Below are 24,210 nucleotides of genomic sequence, written 5' to 3' on the forward strand. Positions count from 1 at the left end.
GATGGTGTTTTTTGTAGCGTATGCATGAAAAAGACGATCTGTATAGGCAAAAGAAGCATAGAAAAAAGCCTGACGTTTTCCGTCAGGCCCGCATGTTAAGAAGGAGAAGAATATTGATGATATTCAGCTAGCTTAATGAACGTTTTTTCATCCTCAATGAGACCACAAACACCGCACTGGACCTTTATTTGAGGACCTTGATAGCTCATGTGAAAAGGAGAAAGCTGCTCTCCATCGTATCTTTCGACAACTTCTCCGGTCGCAGGGTCCAGCTTCACAGGTTCTGAAAGCTGCTCAATCAGATTAAAGCGCGTTCTGTTCGTTTTACAGTTTGGACAAAGATAAGGGCTTGTCATGGTTCATTCCACCTCTTTTTATCCGTAGCATGTCCAATGCGCTAAATTCTATGCTTAATCCTTTTGACTTTTATCCAGCTTTTTAAATAATTTAATCATTGTTTTTAGTTCCTCGTCGTCGAATGACTCAAATCGCTCCATAAAGTATTCTGTTTTCTTTTTCTCAAAATGCTCAGTAATTTCCTTACCCTTATCGGTTAAGTGGATTTTAATGATGCGGCGATCCTCTTTAGAACGGATACGGGTGATCCAGCCCTTCTCTACGAGTGTGTCGGTCACAGCTGTGATATGGCTTGCTGACACCCCTAGAATGGACGCAAATTCCGTTACTTTTTTTGCACCTTGCTCACGAAGCAGATTTAAAATAAGAAATTCATTCCGAGATAATTCGTTTTCGAGCAGGCTGTTAATCTCATAACGGATCTGCTTAAATACGGTTCTCAGTAAAGTATCCATTTCATACATCATTTTTTTTCTTTGTTCCAATCATCAAACCCCCATTATATTGTAAAATACGACAAAATGCTTTCTTATATTTTAGGTATACAAGTCGTATCATTTTCATTATTTTTCATCATGTTATAATATGATGATACCATTTTTTAAATGAAGGGGGCACTAATATGTCTGAAAAACAAGAATTAGCCACATTTGCAGGAGGCTGCTTCTGGTGTATGGTTAAACCTTTTGATGAACAGCCGGGCATTATCAAAGTTGAATCAGGGTATACTGGCGGACATACAGTGAATCCGACCTATGAAGAAGTATGTACAAATACAACGGGACATAGAGAAGCGGTTCAAATCACGTTTGATCCAGACGTTTTCCCGTATGAAAAGCTATTAGAACTGTATTGGCAGCAAATAGACCCAACAGATGATGGCGGCCAATTTGGTGATAGAGGAGAGTCCTACCGCACAGGTATTTATGTTCATCATGACGAGCAGAGAAAGCTTGCAGAGGCATCGAAAGAGAAGCTGAACGAAAGCGGCACTTTCCAAAAGCCAATTGTGACAGAAATTTTAGATGCTGCTCCTTTTTATCCCGCAGAGGAATATCATCAGCATTATTATAAAAAGAACAAAATGCACTACGAACGATATCATATCGGTTCTGGCAGAGCGGGTTTTATTGAGTCCCATTGGAGTGATAAATCATGACAAACGATAAAGAAAAACGACTAAAAGAATTAAACCGAATGCAGTACGAAGTCACACAAAATAATGGCACTGAGCCGCCATTTCAAAATGAATTCTGGGATCATAAAGAAGAAGGCATTTATGTAGATATCATTTCAGGCAAGCCGCTTTTTTCTTCTTTAGATAAGTTTGATGCCCATTGCGGCTGGCCGAGTTTTACAAAGCCGCTTGAAGAGGAGGAAGTAGCCGAGAAGGTGGATAAGAGCCATGGGATGGTGCGGACAGAGGTGCGCAGCAAGACAGCAGATTCTCATTTAGGGCATGTCTTCCCTGATGGACCAGGACCAAATGGTCTTCGGTATTGTATTAACTCAGCCGCTTTGAAGTTTATCCCAAAAGATGATCTTGAAAAAGAAGGCTATGGGGATTTGAAACATCTATTTAATTGATCTATTGAAAAATCGTCACATGGAAAGCATCTGCTTCCGTGTGACGATTTTTTATTTTTTATGATGCGTGTGATGTAATTGTTCAATGATGCGGAATAGCTTTTCTTTTGTAATGAGAGGCGCTTCATTGGATGTGTAATTAGTTAAGTCGACTTTTTGAAAGTCAGCGTGCAGTTGTGGTCTTGGTAAAATGGCATAAAATTGTTCATGCTCAAAGAGTGCATCTGCTTCGTGCGGAAATGTAAGCTCTTCGTGAAGCTTTTCTCCAGGTCTTTTCCCGACAACGAGAATTTCCGGAGATGTGACATTGATTTGAGTAGCATATTCATGAAACGCTTTTAAGAGATCAGCAAGCTGTAATGACTCCATCTTGAGAATGAACGTTTCGCCGCCTTTCATCATGATGGCTGCTTGAAGTGTGAGGGAGACAGCCTCTTCGATGGACATAAAAAAACGTGTCATATGAGGATCAGTTACGGTCAAAGGTTTTTCATTTAACAACTGCTGGAGCATGATGGGAATGACGGAACCTCTTGATCCAAGCACATTGCCAAAACGCACAGAGCAAAACATTGTTTTTTGGTTCGGAATACTTTCGTTTGCTTGGAAAAATAGTTTTTCTGAAATCAATTTTGTTGCACCCATGGCATTTGTCGGAGAAACTGCTTTTTCAGTTTATCATGATACTTAATGTGATGCACTAGCAATTCGAAGATACGGATATATCTCAAACTTTGCAGGGATGGGGCCTCGCCTTTTTTCTGTCATTTCTAAAACTATATAATCAAAAACAGTTCTTAGTTTTTCATTTTTCATCCCTCTGCTTTTAGATTCTTTGTAAAATTTAACTACGTCTGCTATGTTGACCCGGAATTCATTGACATCTTTATCTTTGACTTCAAATGTCATACTTAGTTCTTGTTTTAATTTTTTTATGTCACTTATTTCTTTTTCAATGGCTGCTTTCCTTTGCAAAAAAATTTCATCAGTATAGATTCCTGACTCAAATTTTTCAAAAATAAATGTCAATTTGTTTTCAAGTTCTTTCTGTTTTTGATTCGCTTGAACAACCATCTGTTCACTTGTCTTTTCTGAATTGTTGTTTTCTGCAGCTTCCATGGATTTTTCAATTACATCCTTTAACTTATCGTTTTCTAATGCAATCAATTGCTCAAGATAGTCTAAAATAGCATCTTCAACATACTGATACCTTACAGATGTGCACTTGTTTATCCTGCAAATCAGCAACTTCACATGAAAATAGCTAGAAGTTCCATCTTTGTTTTGTCTGTTGTATTCAGATTCATATTTTTGAAGTGATTTCCCGCAAACTGAACACACGCATAATCCCGCTAATTCATTTGGTTCAAAAGATGTTACCACTGGAAGCAGGGGAACTTTATTTGCAATTTTTGTTTGAACAGCTTCAAAGTCTTCTTTACTTATTATCGGTTCATGTGCATCATCGACAACAATGTGCTCACTTTCTGGTCTGAATATTCTTTTACCATCTTTTGTGGTTTCTCTTGCTTTATATCTAACTCTTCCCATATAAGCTTCATTTTGAAGAATCTTTTTAACACTGTCCTTGCTCCATCTTTTTCCTCCCCTAGGGGTAGTAAATTGGAGTTTGGTTAGATGGGTTGCGATAGCTGTATAACTTAAATCTTTGCCATCAAGACCATTTAAGAAAATATCAAATATCAACTGCACCACAGCTTTGCTTTCATCTGCTGGCTCTAGGCGAGAAGTGCGCTTGTTTAATTTATATCCAAACGGTGCTAAACCAGAAATCCACTTGCCTTGTGCAGCATAAGTGAACTTGGCACCGTTCATTCTTTCTCTTGTCATTTCAAATTCTTCTCTGGCCATAAATAGTTCAAACCTAATCTGGCGAGCATCAACAGGATTTCTGGGGTCGTATATCTTATATGGTGTAATTATGATAATCCTTTTTTCATTTAGAAGATTAACGATTTCTCCAGCATCACTATAGCTCCCACGACTAAGACGAGTAATTTCTTTTACCGCAATTGCTTGAAATTTGCCAGATCTCAAATCAGCTAGGCAGCTCTTAAAAACAGGTCTTCCTTCAATACTTTCGCCAGATCCAATTTCAGTTCTTGTTTCGTAGGGGATTTCAATTCCTGTCAGTATTTTATTCATGAGTTCTTTTTGTTCAGTTAAAGTGTCCTCACCAGTGCGTTTCTCTCTTTCAACATCTTGCCTAGAACGTCTTAAATAGCCAATAATTTTAGTCACATTATAAGAATTGACAATGTGTTTTAATTCCAATAAAAAAGCACCTCTCCTTGTTATAAACGGCTAAACCGCAGTTTTATAAAATGATTGTATTATATATTTATTACAAAAACAACAAAATCTTTCCTGTAGACCTATTGCAAAACACTCTGCATAAAACATATCTTTCATTCTAAGTACACCAATTTCAATAAAAGCTGAACCTTTGATATAATAAGCATAACTCTAAAATACAGTAATAAGTTAGGTGTATCTGATGCATAATAAACACATCTTTGAACAAAATAAAAAAAATCCATTCAAACAAAAAGATAGTGCCTCTAATAAGAACGAACTTATAAAAAAAATGAGGTCTATACAAAAAAGTCACGAAAATGTTAATCAGGAAGAAGAAAATGAAAAGTCAGATATAAATTATAAAAAGCTTTATAAAGAACAAAAGAAATTAAACGAAAAATTAAAAAAAGAGCTGAGTCAGATATCTGAACAAGCTAAAAGAGACAGGGAAGAGCTCTCAAACAAAAATAATAAATTAAAAGATGCTCAGAGTTTGAAGTATTCTTTAATTAAAGAAATAAATTCTTTGAAATATGGAGACTCTGCTCTAATCAAAGAATATGAAGAAAAACTCACTCAAGCACACCTGGACATCGAACGGCTGAATGAAAAATTGGATGAAGAAGTTTTAAAGTCAAAACAGTTTAGAACTTACGAAAATCGATACAAGGGGAGTCTAAATACAATAAACCAATTAAAGGACAACCTAAATCAACTGAAGAGAACTGCTGAACACCTTGAAGAACGATTGGTTGAAAAAACTAAGGGTATGAAGACATTAGAATCTAAAATTCATAAAAAGGATGAGAAAATCGAGTATTATAAATCCTTTTATGATAATTTCTATGAGAATCTAAGTATGATTGATCCAGAACAAGTGTTGAATGATTTGTATGAACGAATGGATGAAAGCAATTACAGCAGTTTCAAGTCAGTTTTTAAATTAGTGAAAAAATATCGCTCTTTGAGCAAGTTTTACAGTTTTTCTCAAACCGAAAGAGTAAATGTGTTTGGGTATTTAAAAAAATACGAGGATAGCTATAAATTAGAAAGCACTAATGGTGAAACATATCAAATTCGTATTCATGTAGAAGAATCTTCAGATGAATCAGGTAAAGCTGCGAGAGGAATACTAAATGATGACGGTACTGTAGACGTTGTTTTAACATACGAAGATGAGACGTCATTTAATACAGATCAGGAAACACACAGAGTAAGAAGAAAAAAGAACGGCTCTAAAGAGAATGAAGTTGAGCACGTTCATATCGGGGATTTTAAAGTTTTAATCATTAGTAGTAGGGACGGCAAAAAATTTACAGATCGGTTAAGGTTGCATGGATTACAAGTTGAGTGGATGGATGGTTTCAATAAATTAAAAGAAACTAAAAATATGATGATCAGTGCTGATATAGTATTAGCTTGTGCAGATAGTGCTTCTCATGACATAATATACCATATTACTAATCAAGGCAATGACCCTAAATATCAAGTATTGTTTAATCCAAATGAAGATACTATAGTATCTCGCACTATTTATGCAAAACACCAATTGAAATTATAGTGTTGGAAAGAGGTAATGATATGGAAAAGAATTTTAAATTTAAAAAATACGGCATTAATATAGAAATGGGAATGAAACTGAACAAGGGAGAACCTGAAGTTCACCAATTAAATGAGTTAATTCAAGTGGATGGAAAATCATTTAGAGTAAGCAGGGCATACAAAACCATGGCTAATGAGTTTATGCATGTTAAAAATGACTACGTTCTTACATTTGAATTAGAAGAAGAGAGACTGAGCCTTACACCTGGAGATTTCAAGTTGAAAGATGATGAAGGAAAAGAGTACCCTTATTACTTCGCAAATAAAGATGATGAATCTTTCTTGGTTGACAAAAAGACAAACAAAGTGCATTTTGATGTTAAAGTAAAAGATAGATATTACTTAATGTATTCTCCATATTTCGGTGAAAGAGAAATAATAGTTGAAATCGATAGTTTCTAAAGGTTGAAGGATGCGAAAAAAGCATCCTTTTTTGTTTAAATGAAAACGATCTGATCAAAATGTTGTCTCATTGATTATTCAAAACTCAGTAAACCAAGTAAAACACCTCGATTGCGGGATACCGAAAACTTTCAAAATGAGCAACTTAACTTTACATATGTTGTAAATATCATGTTAAAATTATACAAAGGAATTGTTTACAAGGGGGTAACGGGATGACAAGGTTAATTGCCTCTCAAGAGGTAGGCAACATGTTAAATACTTGGAATCTTGCCATACAAAAAGGGGATTTATCAGCAGCTATTGAAATGCAAGATGATATAGACAGTGCAATTGAATCAATGGAAGAAAATCAGGATATTCTTTTGTATTATCAGCTACTGAGCTTTAGAATTAAGCTGAAACTTCAGAATATTAGCAGAAATTTAGGCAAGCCGTTCTTTGAGAGAAACGCTCCAGACGAAAAAGAAGAAAAAACAAATAAACTCATGTCATATTACTTCTACTTTTACAATGGGATATATCATGACTACTTGCAAGATTATGATAAGGCATTAAGTTATTTCAGAATTGCTGAAAAGAAGTTGGCTTATGTTGATGATGAAATAGAAAAAGCAGAATTTCATTATAAATTAGCTGTTCTATTCTATGATATGAAAATGACTTTCCTATCTAAATATCATGCTCAAATCGCTTCAGATACTTTTAATGCACATGAAACATATATCAAAAGACAAATCAACTGTAGGTTGCTTCACGCACTAAACTTAATAGATCAATTTAAATATGATGATGCAAGTGACCTCTTTAATGAAGCAGAGGGAATGATTAAGAATATAGACGATAATCACTTAATAATTCACCTGTATTACAATATGGGGTTTTTAGAAAGTAAAAAAGGTAATTACTCAGATGCAGCGGAATTATACAGGCGCACCTTAAGCTACAGAGAAATTGAAAACCAAGATTTATTGAAATTGAGATGTTTGTACGAATTATCTAGAGTTCAAATTTCCACTCAAAGTAAAGAAGCAATAGAATTAATTGACCAAGGGTATAGTTTATCTGAACAAGTTGGACATGAAATCTTTCAGATTAAATTTAAATTATTAAAAGAGCTTGCTTATGATGTTACTGAGTCTCAAATAAATAATATTACCACCCTGTGCTCAGAACTTGAAGAAAAAGGAGTGTGGGTTGATTTAGAGGAAATCTTAGTTGATGTGGCGAAATATTTAGAGAGAATAGGCTTGCTGCAACAATCATTGGATTACTATAAAAGAGCCTTACGTGCAAGCCAGTATGTAGGAAAAGGAGTGAATTAAATGAAAAAGTCTATTTTTATAACATTATCAATAGCTGTAGTTGCACTAGGTACACTTTTCTTTACAAATGGTTTGATTCAACCTCTACATGATGATGTTCAAACAGTTGCATCAAGAGGAAGCTCTGGAGGTTGAATGGTTAAAAATTGATAAAATGGATTAAAGTATAAGACTCCTTATGGTATTCTAGTAAAAGAATATTTCACAAAGGAGTCTTTTTTATATGAAGATATTAGACGCTCCCTCCCTGATATCAGCTGTAGAACAGAGGTCAAAGGTGTATCAGAAGCTACGGGAAGAAATAACAGATTTGAAAAAGGCATTACAAGGTGTTGCCAATCTCGGTGATGAGTTTACTGGAAAAGGTGCAGATAATATCAAAGATTTTTATAATGATCTTGCACTATACACAGATACTTATCTTGATTTTATTGATATGCAAAAGGCCTTTTTAGATGGAGTGAAAGGAAAGCTTGATGATGAATCATTAGGCGGGAGTACATTTATTGATGAGCACTTCTTAGACGTTCAATTGAAGCAAGGTATTCAGAACAATAAAGATATGGTCAAGGAACAAAAAGAAGCCCTCTCCACTATTTTTGATGATATCAGTGATTTGATTGAATTACGCACATTTTCAAGTAAAGAGGTCAATGAACATTTAGACGATGCGAACAAAAAAAGAAAAGAGACAATTGATGCTTTACATAAAATAGACCATGAGTTGAAAATAGAATACGCAAAGTCAGAAGCGATTGAGAATCACCTCAAAACTTTTTATGCAAAGATGATGGCTGCTACAGGAAAAGGAAAGAACGCTCAGCCCATGTATTATGATGCAAAGGCATTTCATGAGACAGATGTGTATAAGAATCATGATAAAATCGATGCACAGGTGAAAGCATATTTAAAAGTGAAAAAAGAAGAAAAAGAGAAACGAAGAATCAAAGAATTGAAAGAAAAGCTCAATGATCCTTCGTGTATATCAGAAGCGAAATACTTTGAGATTGTAGATGAAATTGGATATGAAAATCTTTCTTACGATCAAAAAATGTATTACAGCCAGCTGCTCCAAATCAAAGCGCAGGAAGAAGCATCAGAGGTATTCGTTGATAGTGTAAAAGGTGCTGCTGTTGGTCTATATGATGTGGCCAAAGATACAGTAGTTGGCATTTACGATCTTGTGACAGATCCTGGGGGTGCCGTTGAATCAGTCGTTACGGCTGTTTCTCACCCAATTGAAACATCGAAAGCGATTGGAAAATCAATTTCAGACTCATTCCAAAAAGAAGTCATAGATGGTGATGCGTATTCCCGATCACACTGGTTCGCCTATGCGACTGGTTCTCTAGCAGAAATCGTCTTTGGCTCTAAAGGGGCAGGAGCCATCACAAAAACGGGGACAACAGCGGCGAAAACTACAGTGAAGAAAGGGCTTGAACAAGGAGCAAAATCAATAGACAGAGTCTCTATTCCGAATCTATTGCCGTACTCACCAAAGTTTCAAATAGCTGGTGGAGGGAAAATACCGTATAACGTTTTTGACGGCGAAAATCTCAAAAATAAACTCCTTTCCATGGCAAAGCGTCTAGACAACAACTCAGGATACGGAATCTCTCAGACAGGGAGACGATTACCAGCACCTAAATCACCACCGGCTGTTGTCAGTTACGGAGACCACTATGTGAGATGGAAACGGAAAAAAGTATTAAAACCAAATGTTGTGTATTCAACAAAGCAAGGGTACACCTACACAACCGACCACTACGGAAGAATTGTCAAAGTCGAAGCAGGTGATTTAAAATACGGAGAGGTCAAAAGAAATCAATACGCTCAGTCAAATTCAGGAAAGCCTGACCGATTACTAGATGATGACGGTGGTCATTTAATTGCGTCTATTTTCAAAGGATCAGGCGATATTGATAACCTACTTCCGATGAATTCCCAAATTAATCGTAGTGGTGGGAAATGGTACAACATGGAGCAGGAATGGTTAGCTGCACTAAAAGAGATTCCACCTAAACATGTAGAGGTAAGTATTGAGCCTATTTATCAGGGTGATTTGTTAAGACCTGATAGTTTTTTTGTGGAATATAAAATCGGAAAAAGTTATGTTCAAGAATTTATCAAGAATCAACCTGGAGGTTAAGGATAATGGAATCAATAGAACGCTATTATAAAAAAATAGCAGAATCAATTAATGAATTAATACCGTGTGATTGGGATAAAGTTTGGATGTATGCAGAAATACTTGATGATTCGGCTGGAATTACATTTTGTTTCAACGAGACTAATAGTGAAGAGTATGTTTATGGACATGAAATTCCACATAAATATAATGTAAGTAAATCAACATACATTCATTTATTATACGAACTCAGTAAAACTTTTGAAGAATTGAAAAAAGCATATATACAAAATGATTTAGGTGCTTGGACAACAGCTACCCTCCAATTAGATAAAACAGGGAAATTCTCTATTGATTATGGCTATGAAGATATTTTATCTATAGGGCTTTATGGTATCCAGAGAAGAGCCATATGGGAGTATAAAACGTTCGGGTTTTTACCAGAAGACGAGAAAGATAAAGAAGCTGTGCTGAATTATCTTAAAAATAAAGAAGAAAACAACTAACACACTGCCCTCCAAATTAAAGGAGGGTTTTTAAATACCAATATTTACATCGAACAAAAGTTCTCTAAACTCATTGATAAAGAACGTTTGTTCTGTTACTATTTAATCATTCAAAAGGAGTGATTAAATGCTTAGAGACAGAGGAACGATTAAATGGACTGCTATGATGTTGCCTGAGCATGTTGCACGACTTAAACACGACCTAGCAGAGACGAAAAAAACAGATAAGCCAATTATAGATGAACAACAAATAGAAGAATTTGAATCAACAATTGCCTATGCAATGAGTGTTAACAAACCTTTGACTTTTTCTATTTATGATTCAGGAGTTGTCAACAAACTAAAAGGATTTACACAATACATCAATTATGAAAAGAAAATGCTACATATAAAGGATTTGTCGCACGAAACCTACTTCATTGTTATAGATGACATAGTGGGTGTTTCTTATGATTGATTACACTAAGTTTCCACGTCACAAGATACTGTGTGTTGATATGAAGTCGTTTTACGCTTCCATTTCAGCAGTAATGATGGGCTTAGATCCTCTCGAATGTTATTTAGCTGTTGTAGGTAACACAGAGAGACAGGGAAGTGTTGTGTTGGCAGCAAGCCCCAAACTTAAACAAGATTTTAAAATTAAAACTGGCTCAAGGCTGTTTGAAATACCTAATGATGCAAGAATCCATATTGTTAATCCCAAGATGGATACATTTATAAACGTATCAACGAAAATTACTCAATTGTTTTATCGTTACGTCCCAGAATGTGATGTTCACACTTATTCCATAGACGAATCCTTTTTAAAAGTTGATGGTGTTATGAGAATGTGGAACAGTGTTGAAGAGATTGCTGAAAATATCCAAGATGCCATCATGCGGGAATTTGGCTTGCCTTGTACAATTGGGATTGGTGACAATATGCTGATCAGCAAACTTGCTTTGGATTTAGAAAGTAAGAAAGCACCGAATGGTATTGTTAGATGGAGATATGAAGACATTCCAGAAAAGCTATGGCCAGTTAGACCAATCTCTAAAATGTGGGGAATAGGCAGGAGAATGGAGCAAAACTTGAATAGAATGGGTATATTCACAGTCGGTGCATTAGCTAAGTATTCACTGGAAACCTTAGAAAAGAAATTCGGAGTAATGGGGAACCAAATCTTCCACCATGCATGGGGAATTGATTTATCTGAGATAGGTGCTCCAGTACTACAAGGACAAGTGAGCTTTGGTAAAAGCCAGATTCTGCTCAGAGATTACACGACAAAAGAAGAAATCAAAGCAGTCATACTTGAAATATGTGAAGAGGTTGCTAAAAGAACAAGAGATCACAACAAAGCAGGGAGAACGATTAGCTTAGGTATCGGATATAGCAAAGATGAATATGGAGGAGGGTTTCACAGAAGCAAAACAATCGAAAACCCAACAAATATCACTATGGACATCTATAACACATGTATTGAATTATTTAACACGTTTTATCAACATAAGACTGTTAGAAGTATTTCAGTCACATTAAGCAAAATTGAGGAAGATGCTAATCAACAGTTAACTTTATTCGATGAAAGAGGATTAGAGAAAAAAAGACAGCTTGGATACGTTATGGATGGTATTAGAAATAAATACGGAGCGAAGTCGCTGCTGAGGGCTGTTTCATATACTAAAGGCGGCACTGCATTGTACAGAGCTGGTTTAACTGGTGGTCATAGAAGCTAATATTGAAAATATGCATTTTTTCAGTTATAGATAACTAATACTGCATTAAATCACCAAATGATTGGTGATTTGTCACATGTTATAATTTTGAAAGTGACAATATTGTTATATAGATACAGTGATTGTCACATAATATTGTAGTGAGCCTTTATTATAATATGATATGTTAAAGATGTAAGGAAAAATAATGGATGTCTAAAAAGCATATCAGATAATGAATTTATTATACTTATGCAATCTAGAATTAAAAAGGAGTAAGCAATGAATAAAAGAATAAAGAGTTTAGATTTTATTAGAGGTTTTGCAATATGTGGTATTTTGTTGATTAATATACCAGCATTTGTGATGGTAACTGAGGATATGAACCTACCAGAACCCACACATATTGAATCTATGATTAGTTCGTTAATTGATATTTTAGTTACGAAAAAATTTTTTGGTTTATTTTCAATTTTATTTGGAATTGGTATAGGGATATTTATGGATAATTGTAAATCAAAAGGTATCTCACCATATAGATTTATGTCTCGTAGATTAACCTTTTTATTAATTTTAGGTATTATTCATATGGTAGCTATATTTTGGGGAAGTATATTAGTGCCTTATGCTTTGGTGGGATTTATTGTTATGGGTTTATATGGATTATCATCTATTATATTAAAAAACATATCCATAAGCATTATGTCTCTTTACCTTGTTAGTGTTATTATAAAATCTTTTCATATAGAGTTTATGGGTTTAGATTTTATAGTGAATGACAGTATACTAATTCTTAACTTCTTCATAATAGGATTATATATGGTTAAAAGCCGATATATATACAGTGAAGATTCTATAGTATCAAAAATAAATAGAAATAAGTATATATTCTTATCAAGTGTGTCAATAATGATTATTGTTGTAATTATATATATAGCGGGTACTTATCAATCTAAAGACAATTTAGATATAAGTTTATTAGCAATTCCACAAACAATATTATATTTTCTCATTTTACAAAATATTTCACTAAAAATGGAAAAAATGGTATTTGCTTTTGAGAGGATTGGTAAAATGGCATTTACGAATTATGTCATGCAAAGTATCATAGGTGGAATCTTGATTTCTGTATTAGGTATTGTATTTCCTAATTCTGTTCAAATACTATACCTTGCATTAATTATAATTTCAATTAATTTTATATGTAGTTATCTTATACTAAAGTACTTTAAACAAGGACCATTAGAATATATATGGAGAAAATTAACTTATCGAACGTTAAAAAAGTCTTAATAGGATAATAAAATTATGGCTAAGTTAGCATTAATATTATTTTTAGTTATTATAGGAATTGCATCATTCGGAGGGTATTATTTATTTTCTGATCAAGGTTACTATAAAACAAATGAGTATTATATTTATAATACTGAAGACCCTAAAATAAAACATGAGACAAATGATCAAGGGGAGTCAAACAAGTATTATATTTATGAAGTATCAGGTTATAGAGATGGTAAGAGTGAAAATCTTAAATTGAGCTTATTGAGTCCAATTAAGAAGAATCAAGCATACCTTGTCAAATGGGAAGAAAGAAGAGCTATAGTAAGTAACATAAAAGAAATATCTAAGTCTAAGTTTGAAAAAAATAAGAATCCATAAGCATGCTATAATGTTTATGGATTCTTAAATAATTATGGATTGGAGAATATTATGGATATATGGTTGATTTTATTTTTATGGTTTCTATTTATAATATCAGTAATCGGTTTAATACTATCAATATTGTATGATCGAAGAAATATGATTAATGGTTTTTTAGTAATAACTTCCATATGTTTATTTCCCTTTAGTCTCATCTCACTGTTAGGTAAAATTCCTATAATACCCAATTTAGGCATACTCTTACTAGTTGTCATTATGGTCTTCTATTCCAGTTTTTTATGGTGGTTTATACCTTTATTTTTATATAATGGAATTAAAATAAGAAAATTAGAAGGTAAAAGGTTTACAAATAGCTTAACATTAATCGTTTTAGTTAGTTTAATCTTATATATAATATGTATTCAGATTTTAAATAATTATCAGTATATTAGGGAGATAGGGTTTATTAGTATTGGAATTACACTCGTTTATGCATATTTTATAGTACATATTACAGTTTTTATAAACACATATTTATTGCAAAAATTACCTATAATTGAACGTCCTGATTTTATTATTGTCTTAGGTAGTGGCTTAATAAATGATAAAGTACCCCCTTTACTAGCAAGTAGAATTGATAAAGCTATTGAAATCCGTAACAAATATGAGAATAATGAAAGTATTAAAATAATATTTTCTGGCGGCCAGGGAGAAGATGAAAGTTTACCCGAAGGGAAAGCAATGGCAAACTATGCTAAACAAAAAGGTTTAAATGATAATGTCATAATAGAAGAAACACGCTCTAAAACAACGGAAGAAAACATTCTTTATTCAAAAGATATAATGAGTAGATTGAGTAAGAACTATAAGGCTGTATTAGTATCGAATAATTTCCATATATTAAGAGCATCTTTAATAGCTAAAGAAATGGGTTTGAAAATATATGGTTATGGTTCTAAGACAAAGCTTTATTTTTGGATAAATGCCTTTATAAGAGAGTATGTAGCTATTCTAAGTATGAAGAAGCGACAACATTCATTAATTATTGGTATAGTTATGTTCTTAACAATTTTAGCTATTTTAATAAGTGTAATAGCAAGAGTTATATATTAAGGAAAAGACGTAATATCATTAATTTATTCCGTGATGCAGCGGTGGGGCGGGGAGCACTCAACTCCTCCAACAATAACTGAAAGTTGATCTTTAGTTGGGTCGTAATCTGGAACTTCAATAAACGAGATCATTTGCTCGTTCTCGTCAGGCGTATATTCAAAAGACCATTTCAGTGATATTCCATTGTTTAACCTGGGATTAAAAAAGCTCATGTGTGAGCACCAGCAAAGTTATACTGAATTCCTTTTTCTTTGATTACAAAGCTAAAGATAGGAGTGTCAATATGATCCATTGAAAAGCCATCCCCAGACCTGATGAAAATGGGTTCTCCGTGATTTATAGAAACAGTGCAATCTTGGTCATTGCGAAATTGAAATTTATAAAACTGTGTCGGTCTATTCGAACCTTGTGATTCTGGAGGGACAATATCGAAGTTCTCAATGTTTGTTGACTCTAGTTTTAAAGAGCCTTTGTATCCAGATCCTAATCGTATAATTTAACCTCCATAAAAAATGAAAAAAAAAGAGAGATTACCTCTCTCACATTTGTTTAATCATATCTTTTAAAACTTGAAGAAATGCTTTAGCATCTTCTTTTTCCATCCTTAAAATGTCTTCGTTGCCCAAGCCTTCAGAGAGTGAAATCTTGAGAACGGGGAAGATAGCTGGTTCACTTTCTTCATCAGTTTGGGGAACTTCAACTTCGTCTAACAACAGAGTTAGAACTTTCTCCTCACCCTCAGTATTAATGTGGGCTTCACTGAATTTATTTGGGTATGGCGAATACTTAATATTTACCGTATTCATTTCTCTCTAGGCTCGTCATATTCTAAAGCTTGCTCACTGTCTGATACACCTTTAGTGGTCGGATCATCAATAATTCCGATAGCAGATAAAAATATAAGCAGAGCATTAAATTTTACAGTTAGATCATCACCAAATCCTGTTAAGTCATAACCGAATGCCTCAGCGACCATTTGAACGAATAAAAGGGTGGCTGAGAGGATTGACACCCAAAATGTTTTCTTTTTTAAACGTACTTTCCAGTTGATTTTCATTACATCAAGCTCCTTATTTATTAATTCCGAAATGGTATAGCAAATATGCTCCGATTATCGTTGCAGCTACTGAAGGAAGAATCTTATAAAAAATATCTTTGGTAAACTGCGAAGGATCTATCTTTCTTGTTGAATCACTTCGTTCAAGAGTTTCAACCCTTGTATCTAATTTTTCATAAGATTTATTTAGGTTTTTTAAATTATTACTCATTTCAATGAGTGTTGAAGTTAACTCTTTCGATTGCTTTTGAGACTCTTTATTAAATTCAAGTTGTTGTTCGCATATCATTTCAATTCTGTTGAGTGTATTTGTTTTATCTTCTAGCTTAACAATTTGAATTGCTTGCTGATTTGATTTTTCTTCAAGCAAGCTTATACGAACATGAACGTCATTACTTTCCATTTGACACCAGCCTTAGAGAAGGAGGTGATTTTAGTTCACCTCCCTGAAGTTGATTTTCATAAATTTTCATGGATATTTGTAAATCCACAAAAATCTATATTAATTTAGTTATACTTTACTGCCATATTGTCCTGAAATGTAAGCACGTTTACCTTCGTGAATTACTTCCCAGTAACCTTTAGGATTGTTACTACCTTTAACAGATCCAGAAATTTCAATTGTTTTACCTAATGAGATGGTGTCTAGATTCTTGGCTGAATTGCGATCAGGTTTATCCATAATAAAAGCAGCACCTGACACGCCGATAATTTTGATTTTCCCAACAGATTTAATTGATGAACTTTTAGAGCTCTGTTTTGGCTTTGAAGCGGTCTTAGCAGGAGTAGATGCTTTAACTGTGCCTGTTACTTCAACATACTTATCTGAAGCAGTGATATAAAACGTTGCACCTTTTGAGTTTTTCACTTTATATTGGTATGCCGTACCAACTTTTACTTTTTCGACAACAGTAGGGAAGCCAATACCTTTATTTACAGTACTGACAACATCTTTATCATCCCATGAAGCTTTAGCATAAAATCGAAGACCGTCTACTTTAGATTTTAGAGAGCCACTTGCTTTAGAAGAGTTAGACTTAGAGGAAGAAGGGGCTTTAGATTTAGTTAACAACTCTTTGATCTTAGCAAGAGTCGCTTTCCCAGCGATTCCATCTACTGCTAGCTTGTTTGCTTTTTGGAATGCCTTCACAGCAGCAACAGTTTCATCACCAAAGTGGGAGTCCGCACCGTATTTAGGCAATTTATAGCCAAGCTTAATTAGATTAGACTGAATTTCTTTAACTTTTGCACCTTTATCACCAAGACCGTAAGCTTCAACTAACTCAAGGTCATTTTTGTCTGATGGCTTCGGTGTTGGAATAGTTACAGTTTTACCTGTTAAAGCTTTATTAACATCACTGACAAATTGAACCCAAGCACTAGGGTTGTTAGTGTAATAACGATGGCAGTCTTTCCATCCTACTACTTGGTTATGTGTCCACAGATTTTCAGATTTTAGCCCATAAGTTTTAAGAAGGGAGGCAGCTAACTCTACAGTTGTTTTATAAGTTGCAGTATCAGGTTTACCAGTCCAATCAGGATGAGTCATTTCAATGCCAATTGTGCAATTATTTGGGTATGAGCTCAGATTTCTAAGGGCACTTGCTGTATAAACATTCGAGCCGACGTGATAAGCTAACTCGCTATTAGGCAAGCATTGAATTACTTTATTACCTTCAACAATGTAATGAGCAGAGCCGAATCCAGAAGTTCCACTTTTACGATTGTTGAAGAAATTGCGATTTCCTTCAGCGGATGATCCTGGATTAGCAACCCAATGGATAACAACTGCTTTGACACCTTTTAAAGCTGTTTGAGGTCTGGAGTATTTGTTGGGAGTCAACAAACTTTGAGTAATGTTCATTAAATAAATTCCTCCAATTAATTTTTTGAGCACAAAAAGAGAGCAGGGGATAACCCAAGCTCTCTCGTTCTCACACATGCTCTGTCTTTCTCTGTTATGCATAAGCAATATTCCTATAAAATCATAGTTTTATTTCAATAATGCAGCCTTAAGTTCACGCATCTCTTGCTGCATCTTTTCGGTTTCACGTCTCATTAGAGCCATCTCTAGGAATTGACACTCATCAGCACGAATGCCCCACATGTATCCGCCTTTTACAACTTCGATTTTCTCTCCGAATTCACCAGTTTTAGGATCTACCTTGTTTACAAATTCAGAATCCCATCTGTCATAACAAAGCAATCCGATTTCAGTGGCATCCAAGCCGTGCTTTTTAAACACTTCATCGATTTTCTGAGCAATGACACCAATATGCCATCTTGCAGAACTTCCTTTTTCACTTACTGCATCTTTAAACTTAAATCTACAGAAATCAACTTCAGACCATGCATCTAGCCATTCGTCAGGAATATCAGTGATGTTTTGCTTGTATCTCTCATCAGAAGTGTTGATTGTTCCATTTGAAGCATAGATGTTAGCCCATCGTCTTGAAGGAGCACCTAATGATTGAGAAGCATCAGTGTCAGGTCGCAAGTTTGCACGAAGGTTCATAATGTTATTTCCCATATCACCGTATATGAAAGGAGAGGCATTGCCATCATTACCGTAATCAATCCATAATAATCGATCTTGGTTACTGTTAGGCATTGCTTTATTTCCGATGATAATAGAGTTGTTGCCAGTATAGTTGATACCAGCTTCAGTACCTATAACAACGTTTCGACTACCATTTGCACCATTTAGAAGTGTTCTAGCACCGATAGAAACGTTTGCTTCACCATCTGTTTTATTTTGATGAGCGTACGTCCCAATAACAGTATTTAGAGTGTGGGAAGCATTCTTATTTCCGTTTGATCTTTGTCCAGCTTGATGCCCGATGAAAATATTTCTAGTGCCAAATATGTCATACCCCATAGCGTTATTACCGATAACAATGTTCTTTTGACCAGTTTGGTTATACTTCATTGCATTTCTACCAATACCGATATTCTCTTTACCAGCAAGGTTATTGGCCAATGCAAATGCACCAATAGCTGTACATCTTTCAGTCGTATAAGATCTTGCTAGAGCTTGATACCCAATTGCAGTATTATGGATACCTCTAACCAATTGAAGTAGAGCATTACGACCAACACCAGTATTACCTAAAACTTGAGATGAGGAAGTTGCTGCAGGAAAGCCTCCACCTTCATTAACAATAACAGCGCCTTGTGGAGCAGGGTATCCTGTAGGCTGAATCAATTTTTCAACTTCAGGATTCATTTGTTTCAAGATGTAAGAATCTGTTCCTGAAATGTTCCAAATGTTGTTTAAATCCTTCTCATTTAGCCACAGTTCATGTCTAGACACGATTGGATCTTTAATGCCTGCCCATTTTAATGAGTTATTTCCGATAGCCGTGGTACGACTATAATAAGTTCCTTGTGCTAAAGTACTTCCACCGACTGAAACGTTTGAGTACTGTGTTTGGTTATTCATTTGGGATAAGAAGCCGATAGCGGTATTTTGCTTACCAGAAGTAAGGTTTCTTAAAGACTCTTCTCCTGTAGATGTGTTTCCATAAGCGTCTAAAGTGATTTTGATTCCTGAGTTTTTCCCATAGAATTCATTGAGGATAGGAAGGGGTGAAGAGGTGAGAGGGAACAGACGTTGATCTCTTTTTTGACTTGGGGGAGCAGTTGCGTTGAAAGCTTCTCTTTCTTTGACAATAAGAAATGCACCATTACCAAAGTAATTACCTTTCAAGTCTGCTTGATCAGCTAAATAAGTACCTGGTGGAACGAAGATCGGATACTCATTGTTAGATAGAGCTTCTGCAGCAAGGAAAGCTGGTGTGTCATCTGTTTCACCGTCTCCAACTGCACCAAGCCATTTAACGTTTATCCCACGTTGGTTTAGTTCTTTTTTAATTGTATCTACAATACTTCCAGTATCTCCTGCAAGCTCGCCAATGTCTCCAATTAAGTCAGCCATTTCTTTCAGCTTATCAGTAGTTGTTGTAGACAGGTTTGTTACTGAATCTAGAATTCCATCAAATTTGGCTTTAATTTCAGGTGCGGTATATCCAACACCGTCAGATTTCAGCAATTCAATGGCCATTGGCACATATTCACCAGTAGCAGGATCTGGCATTCTAAAACCCATTAATTTATTCCTCCTTTATGTGTATCAATCAGGCTTATACCATATCTGGCCTGTTTCTGGAGCTGCGTTAGAAATAACAACTCTTTTCTTGGTAGGACTTAAACTCTCATCTTGGTACCAAATATAATTTAAACTGTGGGGCTCATAAGCACTCAAAAGAATGTTGAATCCTTCATAGACTTCTGAAACACCTATATCAACCCATTCGAATCCATCCCATCGATAAACTGTTTTTATGTTCTTAACAGCGACAGTCCAACCAACTTGAGGGTTTGGGTATTCAACAATTAAATCTGAGTAGTTATTGACAGACGGGTAGTATTTTTTCTTTGTTTCCTCGACGACACGCTCATACTGTGAGGTGATTTGACGGCACCAAGTAGTTATTTCTATACAGCGTTTGATGACTCGTTCGCATTCTAAAATTCTCTCGTTCATGCGAATAATACAATCTTCAGCTTCATCGATTAGACCCTGCAAAGTTTCAACTACTGCATTGCCTGATCTCTTAATCCAAATACGTGAAGCAGGGGAGAAGTAAGCACCTTCTCCAATGTATTTAACCTGAAGTTGTTTACCTTCGTTAGAAGTATTAAAAAAGACAACTCCCATCATGTAATCAACACGAAAACAGTCGTCTTCTAATTCACCATCTTCAATTTCTTTCCACTCTTTGTTTCCTCCGGTAATAACAACTCTATTTTCACGATTAGGATTTTCAGTTAGAAGTATTCGTCCGTTAAGAATAGAATGTGTTTCATCGTAGCTCATATAAGGATCATCATAAGTATCTTTTCTTTTGTGATATAAGATTGGATCATTATAAAGTTTTGGGAAATCCATTTAGAATCACTCCTTTCTTATAGATTTCTATACGCTTCAAAGAAGTATGTGACTCCTTGTTTATTACCTTTAGACGTTGAATCTGAACCAGTCACAAATCCCATATTCGCAAGTCGTCCGTTTGTGTTATCTGGAAGGTTGCTTATTCCTTTAAAATAGATATTTGATTCAAATATTTCCTCCACATAACCACCACTTGTGCTAACAATAACTAAGGCAGGATCATTTTGAACTGTGGATTTAACCTTAACCAGGGAAGGGGTGAAGGGGAGAGGGATTGTTCTGTTTTGAATTCCATTACCGATATATGTGCCGACAAAACTTACTTGTTGGAGATTGGACAGCTTAATCTTTCCGTTAGCATCTAATACAGCAACTCCATTTGGCATATCTTTATCTGTCTTTAGAATGAAGTCTTGGTCTGTATACTCACCTAATTTAGATGCGCTGCCTGATATAGATGCTGATATTACACCGTTATCATCTCTAACAGGTATAGTGTTGGGTTCTTCGTTTAGAGCAGGAGTTATACCATTTAAGGAGTCAGCGTTACCAGCAGATTGAACAATCCACTTTTCGCCATCATACAATTCAGATTTATTAGTTGTAGGATCAATCCAGAGAGTGTTGACATCTGGACTAGAAGGCTTTTCAGGCGTAGAAATCTGGCGTATTCCGTTTACTTTACCTTTAACCTCAACAGTATTAGATGGCCTGTAAGGATTCTCACTTGGTGTTTGTGGTTGAACTATATCAGATAACAAAACACCATTTGAGCTAATAGAAGTTTCAACATTTCTGTATGACTGTACTCCAAAAGTGAAATATTTTGTTGGAACTTGTGAAGTAAAGGTAGCTATTCGCTTATCATATCTAACAGAAATTCGTTGCTCCTTAGCCAACGAAGCTCCGAACAAGTAGGCATCTGAAGATGTATCAGGATAACAATATACAATGAAACCATCTATATTGTATTTATCCTCATCAGACGTTGGATAATTCCAAGAGACCGAAATATCGACAGAGCCATTTTCATTCACTTTGTGAGTCACAGATTTCATTCCGATGGTTGGAGGAGAGGGAAGGGTAGAAATGCGGTCATTACGTGCGTTGTAATTGGTAGCAAGCGTATCATAATCGATTTTCCGAGTGTTGAATTCAGTAGATGCTTTATCAACTCTATATAGCATTTGGATAAAGTCATCGTCTTTTTTAGTTTTTTTTCCGTTTGAGACTGTTACAGAAATAGATGCATCATCAAAATTTAAGCTCATACCAGTTAATGTTGCTTTATATTCAGTTGCAAATTGCTTATCTTGTACTCTAACAATATCCCCTAAAGAAACTCTGTCCCAATACTCCTTTTCACTTAGAGCATTATAAAAGTTGACTATATTTGTTTTGATGTCGATAGGAGGGGATTTACGCTTATCTAACTCTTCATAACTCTTTTCGTACAATTCCGTTTCATCGAAGATATTTTCATTAGTCCATTCATCTTCAAGTATAAATTTGGACAGCTCATTGGACATCTCTTCACCAAGAAAGTTACTCATATCTAGTCGTTTTCTAAGCTGCTCAATTTGACTGTTTAACGTGGAAATCTCAGAAATAGTTTTATCGATTTCTTTCTTTTTTGTATCAACTTCTTTTTGCTTCGCATCTCTTTGCTTTATTAGATCTTTAGTGTCTCCCTCAGTCTCTTTAACCACTTCAATTCGATCTAAAATTTGCTGCAGTTCAAGGTTTTTAAGAACGAATAGCTCATTCTCTTGAGCAGTCTTTTTGGCTTCGATACTCTTTTTGTCATCCAACATTGTTTTAAACTTTTTTGATTCTTTGTCGACAAGTTCATTGTAGTCTAGCAAAGCATGACAAAGCTCATTGCTCATGTAGTCACTTTTTTTAACTACATTCCTGTTTTCATCACGTTGAAAAGGGTTCAAAAAGAAGCTGAAGTCATCCAAGTAACCTTGACCTGTTGGATTAACTGAATTGATAACAATGCCGTCTTTTCCGGTTACATGAAGCCTAGTCACGACATCATCCATGCTTCTAGTATCTGTCATATCAATCATAAAGTTATGAGATGAAATCTTAACACCTTTGTATTTAGATACACTGTCTTTTTCGAAGAATGATACTTTATTATTGATAGTGTCAAACACAGGCACAGCGTCAAATGTTTCACAAATATTCCTTAGAAAATCAAACCTTGATGTAATTGATCCAATGGAGAATGATCGTCTTTTTTCATTAAGCGTACTTTCAATTTCTCCAACAGTCCAACCAGTTCCCTTTAGACAAACCTCACCGATTTCTTGGAGGTTCTTTGATATACCTTCATATTGCCTGATTTTTGGTTTGTTTAGCATATAAGGAGAGAGTTGACAACTTACCTGAATTTCTTCTTTTTCTGAGGTGTTATTTTTAGTAATACTGTCAATCACATAATATTCAGTTCGGTTAAAAAAAGTAGCCTTAATCAAGTACCACTGTTTGATAAGTTGCGCTATGTGATTGGTCTTTATTTCATCACCATCATATCTAGCTTTAAGTGGTATGCTAAAACTCAAATCATTAATGGCTGCGTGATTTAGGTTGACTGAAGCGCTATTAAAATCAACAATATTTGCGATTTTCTTTTTGTTCGTCTTACATAGCTCTAATTTAAGCTTGCCTGGCTTAAAAGTGAATTCTCCTAAATTCATAGCAACCTCCTTAATAATATTTGAATCGATAGCTAAATCTTATCAAGCATGAACCCTCAATTTTGATTCTATTTTGACCTTCACCAAGAATCACATAGCTTTCGTTTGATTGTTCGTAACATTCGTAGCCCGTCACACTAGATTCCATTAACTCTTTTACCGAGTCTATTTGTAGTACTTCTTTATCTTTTAAATTATCAATTGTGAAAGGAGTTCGATACATACTAAGATTCGTGATTTTTAAATTCCCATCACCTATTTTTTGAATCTCCATTGAGAGAGGGACATCTAAGTCTCCCTTATTGTCAAAAGTGATAATGTTATCACCTTTATTTGAAGGGTTTATCCAAGGTGTTGAGATTTTTGTGCTGAATTTAAAAGGGAGGACTTTCATAGTCAATCTTATATAACCGTCTTCAGAACAGTTATGTACTAAATCCATAGCATTTATTGGAATTGCGTAGTAAACGATATCTAAATTCGAGCTGAAGGAGAGGGGAGAGTAGTCAGTAACCGTCAACCATTTTGCAATTTCTCTTAATTTCTTTTGTGTTAGATTTCTATTTTTATAAAATCCTTCACGAATGTTCTGATCAACATAGAAATTTAAAGGCATCTCAAAAGGTTCGTAAACAATACTATCAACAATAGGATCAGGTCTATCTTTAAGAAACGTTTCGTTAATTGTCTTTCCCGCTAAAAAGTTCTCTTCTTGTAGGCCACCATCAGTATTAACATTAACAACACCCATATCAATAGATCTTATATGATTAAATAAAAAATATTGGCTTTCTTTTATCATTTAAAATCTCCT

The 24,210-nt window shown here is 34.9% G+C and carries 23 protein-coding genes and 3 pseudogenes; 13 read left to right on the top strand and 13 right to left on the bottom strand.

What is annotated here, in order from left to right; all coding sequences use genetic code 11:
- Window positions 1–95 precede the first annotated feature (95 nt).
- Together MHI11_RS08910 and MHI11_RS08915 are read right to left on the bottom strand one after the other, a co-directional pair.
- Window positions 96–356, bottom strand: coding sequence for a hypothetical protein (locus tag MHI11_RS08910; protein WP_044141184.1), 261 nt, complete (start codon window positions 354–356; stop codon window positions 96–98).
- A gap of 54 nt (window positions 357–410) precedes the next feature.
- The gene (locus MHI11_RS08915; RefSeq protein ID WP_370339267.1) at window positions 411–824 is read right to left on the bottom strand and encodes a MarR family transcriptional regulator; all 414 of its coding nucleotides are present in this window, start codon (window positions 822–824) and stop codon (window positions 411–413) included.
- A 155-nt stretch (window positions 825–979) separates the two neighbouring features.
- Here MHI11_RS08915 and msrA point away from each other — a divergent pair, with 155 nt between their 5' ends.
- On the top strand, window positions 980–1,516 hold the full coding sequence (msrA, locus tag MHI11_RS08920; protein WP_340960868.1) for a peptide-methionine (S)-S-oxide reductase MsrA: 537 nt from the start codon (window positions 980–982) through the stop codon (window positions 1,514–1,516).
- Window positions 1,513–1,944, top strand: coding sequence for a peptide-methionine (R)-S-oxide reductase MsrB (gene msrB, locus MHI11_RS08925; RefSeq protein WP_106035424.1), 432 nt, complete (start codon window positions 1,513–1,515; stop codon window positions 1,942–1,944). Before msrA ends, msrB begins: the two co-directional genes overlap by 4 nt.
- Before the next feature lie 51 nt (window positions 1,945–1,995).
- On the opposite strand, the pseudogene MHI11_RS08930 reads toward msrB, so the two are convergent.
- Both MHI11_RS08930 and MHI11_RS20920 read right to left on the bottom strand, forming a co-directional pair.
- Window positions 1,996–2,619: pseudogene (locus MHI11_RS08930) on the bottom strand (polysaccharide biosynthesis protein); the annotation flags it as partial.
- A gap of 12 nt (window positions 2,620–2,631) precedes the next feature.
- Window positions 2,632–4,239 (bottom strand): recombinase family protein, encoded by a 1,608-nt coding sequence (locus MHI11_RS20920; protein WP_217012320.1) that lies wholly within the window; start codon window positions 4,237–4,239, stop codon window positions 2,632–2,634.
- Window positions 4,240–4,462: 223 nt separating this feature from the next.
- Here MHI11_RS20920 and MHI11_RS08940 point away from each other — a divergent pair, with 223 nt between their 5' ends.
- The 11 genes from MHI11_RS08940 to MHI11_RS08990 all read left to right on the top strand — a co-directional run bounded on the left by MHI11_RS08940 (window position 4,463) and on the right by MHI11_RS08990 (window position 14,677).
- Window positions 4,463–5,824: a coiled-coil domain-containing protein gene (locus tag MHI11_RS08940; RefSeq protein WP_340960869.1), complete on the top strand. Its 1,362-nt coding sequence runs from the start codon at window positions 4,463–4,465 to the stop codon at window positions 5,822–5,824.
- Window positions 5,825–5,844: 20 nt separating this feature from the next.
- Window positions 5,845–6,267 (top strand): hypothetical protein, encoded by a 423-nt coding sequence (locus MHI11_RS08945; RefSeq protein ID WP_340960870.1) that lies wholly within the window; start codon window positions 5,845–5,847, stop codon window positions 6,265–6,267.
- 215 nt (window positions 6,268–6,482) lie between these two features.
- The gene (locus MHI11_RS08950; RefSeq protein WP_340960871.1) at window positions 6,483–7,592 is read left to right on the top strand and encodes a response regulator aspartate phosphatase; all 1,110 of its coding nucleotides are present in this window, start codon (window positions 6,483–6,485) and stop codon (window positions 7,590–7,592) included.
- Window positions 7,593–7,727 (top strand): hypothetical protein, encoded by a 135-nt coding sequence (locus MHI11_RS08955; RefSeq protein ID WP_260851759.1) that lies wholly within the window; start codon window positions 7,593–7,595, stop codon window positions 7,725–7,727. It abuts the gene before it with no gap.
- Window positions 7,728–7,815: 88 nt separating this feature from the next.
- Window positions 7,816–9,741, top strand: coding sequence for a T7SS effector LXG polymorphic toxin (locus MHI11_RS08960; RefSeq protein ID WP_340960872.1), 1,926 nt, complete (start codon window positions 7,816–7,818; stop codon window positions 9,739–9,741).
- Window positions 9,742–9,746: 5 nt separating this feature from the next.
- Window positions 9,747–10,226 carry an immunity protein YezG family protein gene (locus MHI11_RS08965; RefSeq protein ID WP_340960873.1) on the top strand — a complete coding sequence of 160 codons (480 nt, stop codon included), beginning with the start codon at window positions 9,747–9,749 and terminating at the stop codon, window positions 10,224–10,226.
- 127 nt (window positions 10,227–10,353) lie between these two features.
- Window positions 10,354–10,683: a YolD-like family protein gene (locus MHI11_RS08970; RefSeq protein ID WP_340960874.1), complete on the top strand. Its 330-nt coding sequence runs from the start codon at window positions 10,354–10,356 to the stop codon at window positions 10,681–10,683.
- Window positions 10,676–11,944: a Y-family DNA polymerase gene (locus MHI11_RS08975; RefSeq protein WP_340960875.1), complete on the top strand. Its 1,269-nt coding sequence runs from the start codon at window positions 10,676–10,678 to the stop codon at window positions 11,942–11,944. The genes MHI11_RS08970 and MHI11_RS08975 overlap by 8 nt, the downstream gene beginning before the upstream one ends.
- Before the next feature lie 261 nt (window positions 11,945–12,205).
- Window positions 12,206–13,216, top strand: coding sequence for a DUF418 domain-containing protein (locus MHI11_RS08980; RefSeq protein ID WP_340911639.1), 1,011 nt, complete (start codon window positions 12,206–12,208; stop codon window positions 13,214–13,216).
- 15 nt (window positions 13,217–13,231) lie between these two features.
- Window positions 13,232–13,582 carry a DUF1093 domain-containing protein gene (locus MHI11_RS08985; protein WP_340911636.1) on the top strand — a complete coding sequence of 117 codons (351 nt, stop codon included), beginning with the start codon at window positions 13,232–13,234 and terminating at the stop codon, window positions 13,580–13,582.
- Window positions 13,583–13,633: 51 nt separating this feature from the next.
- A complete protein-coding gene (locus MHI11_RS08990; RefSeq protein WP_340911634.1) occupies window positions 13,634–14,677 on the top strand; it encodes a YdcF family protein in 1,044 nt (347 codons plus the stop codon).
- 539 nt (window positions 14,678–15,216) lie between these two features.
- Here MHI11_RS08990 and MHI11_RS08995 read toward each other — a convergent pair.
- From MHI11_RS08995 to MHI11_RS09035, 9 genes and pseudogenes are all read right to left on the bottom strand, one after another.
- Entirely contained in the window at window positions 15,217–15,483 is a 267-nt protein-coding gene (locus tag MHI11_RS08995; protein WP_340960876.1) for a hypothetical protein, read from the bottom strand.
- Complete coding sequence (locus MHI11_RS09000; RefSeq protein ID WP_340911629.1) at window positions 15,480–15,734, bottom strand: phage holin; 255 nt, start codon at window positions 15,732–15,734, stop codon at window positions 15,480–15,482. Before MHI11_RS09000 ends, MHI11_RS08995 begins: the two co-directional genes overlap by 4 nt.
- Window positions 15,735–15,747: 13 nt before the next feature.
- Window positions 15,748–16,137 (bottom strand): hypothetical protein, encoded by a 390-nt coding sequence (locus MHI11_RS09005; RefSeq protein ID WP_106037369.1) that lies wholly within the window; start codon window positions 16,135–16,137, stop codon window positions 15,748–15,750.
- Window positions 16,138–16,245: 108 nt separating this feature from the next.
- Window positions 16,246–16,998 (bottom strand): annotated as a pseudogene (locus MHI11_RS09010) (peptidoglycan-binding domain-containing protein); the annotation flags it as partial.
- 153 nt (window positions 16,999–17,151) lie between these two features.
- A pseudogene (locus tag MHI11_RS20925) lies at window positions 17,152–17,700 on the bottom strand (peptidoglycan recognition protein family protein); the annotation flags it as partial.
- A gap of 27 nt (window positions 17,701–17,727) precedes the next feature.
- The gene (locus MHI11_RS09020; RefSeq protein WP_340960877.1) at window positions 17,728–19,842 is read right to left on the bottom strand and encodes a tail fiber domain-containing protein; all 2,115 of its coding nucleotides are present in this window, start codon (window positions 19,840–19,842) and stop codon (window positions 17,728–17,730) included.
- A 24-nt stretch (window positions 19,843–19,866) separates the two neighbouring features.
- Complete coding sequence (locus MHI11_RS09025; RefSeq protein WP_216927296.1) at window positions 19,867–20,685, bottom strand: hypothetical protein; 819 nt, start codon at window positions 20,683–20,685, stop codon at window positions 19,867–19,869.
- A gap of 17 nt (window positions 20,686–20,702) precedes the next feature.
- A complete protein-coding gene (locus MHI11_RS09030; protein WP_340960878.1) occupies window positions 20,703–23,396 on the bottom strand; it encodes a DUF7359 domain-containing protein in 2,694 nt (897 codons plus the stop codon).
- 10 nt (window positions 23,397–23,406) lie between these two features.
- The gene (locus MHI11_RS09035; RefSeq protein WP_216927292.1) at window positions 23,407–24,198 is read right to left on the bottom strand and encodes a phage tail domain-containing protein; all 792 of its coding nucleotides are present in this window, start codon (window positions 24,196–24,198) and stop codon (window positions 23,407–23,409) included.
- Between the last annotated feature and the right edge of the window lie 12 nt (window positions 24,199–24,210).

Source organism: Bacillus sp. FSL K6-3312, from assembly GCF_038007485.1.
Classification (GTDB): domain Bacteria; phylum Bacillota; class Bacilli; order Bacillales; family Bacillaceae; genus Bacillus; species Bacillus pumilus.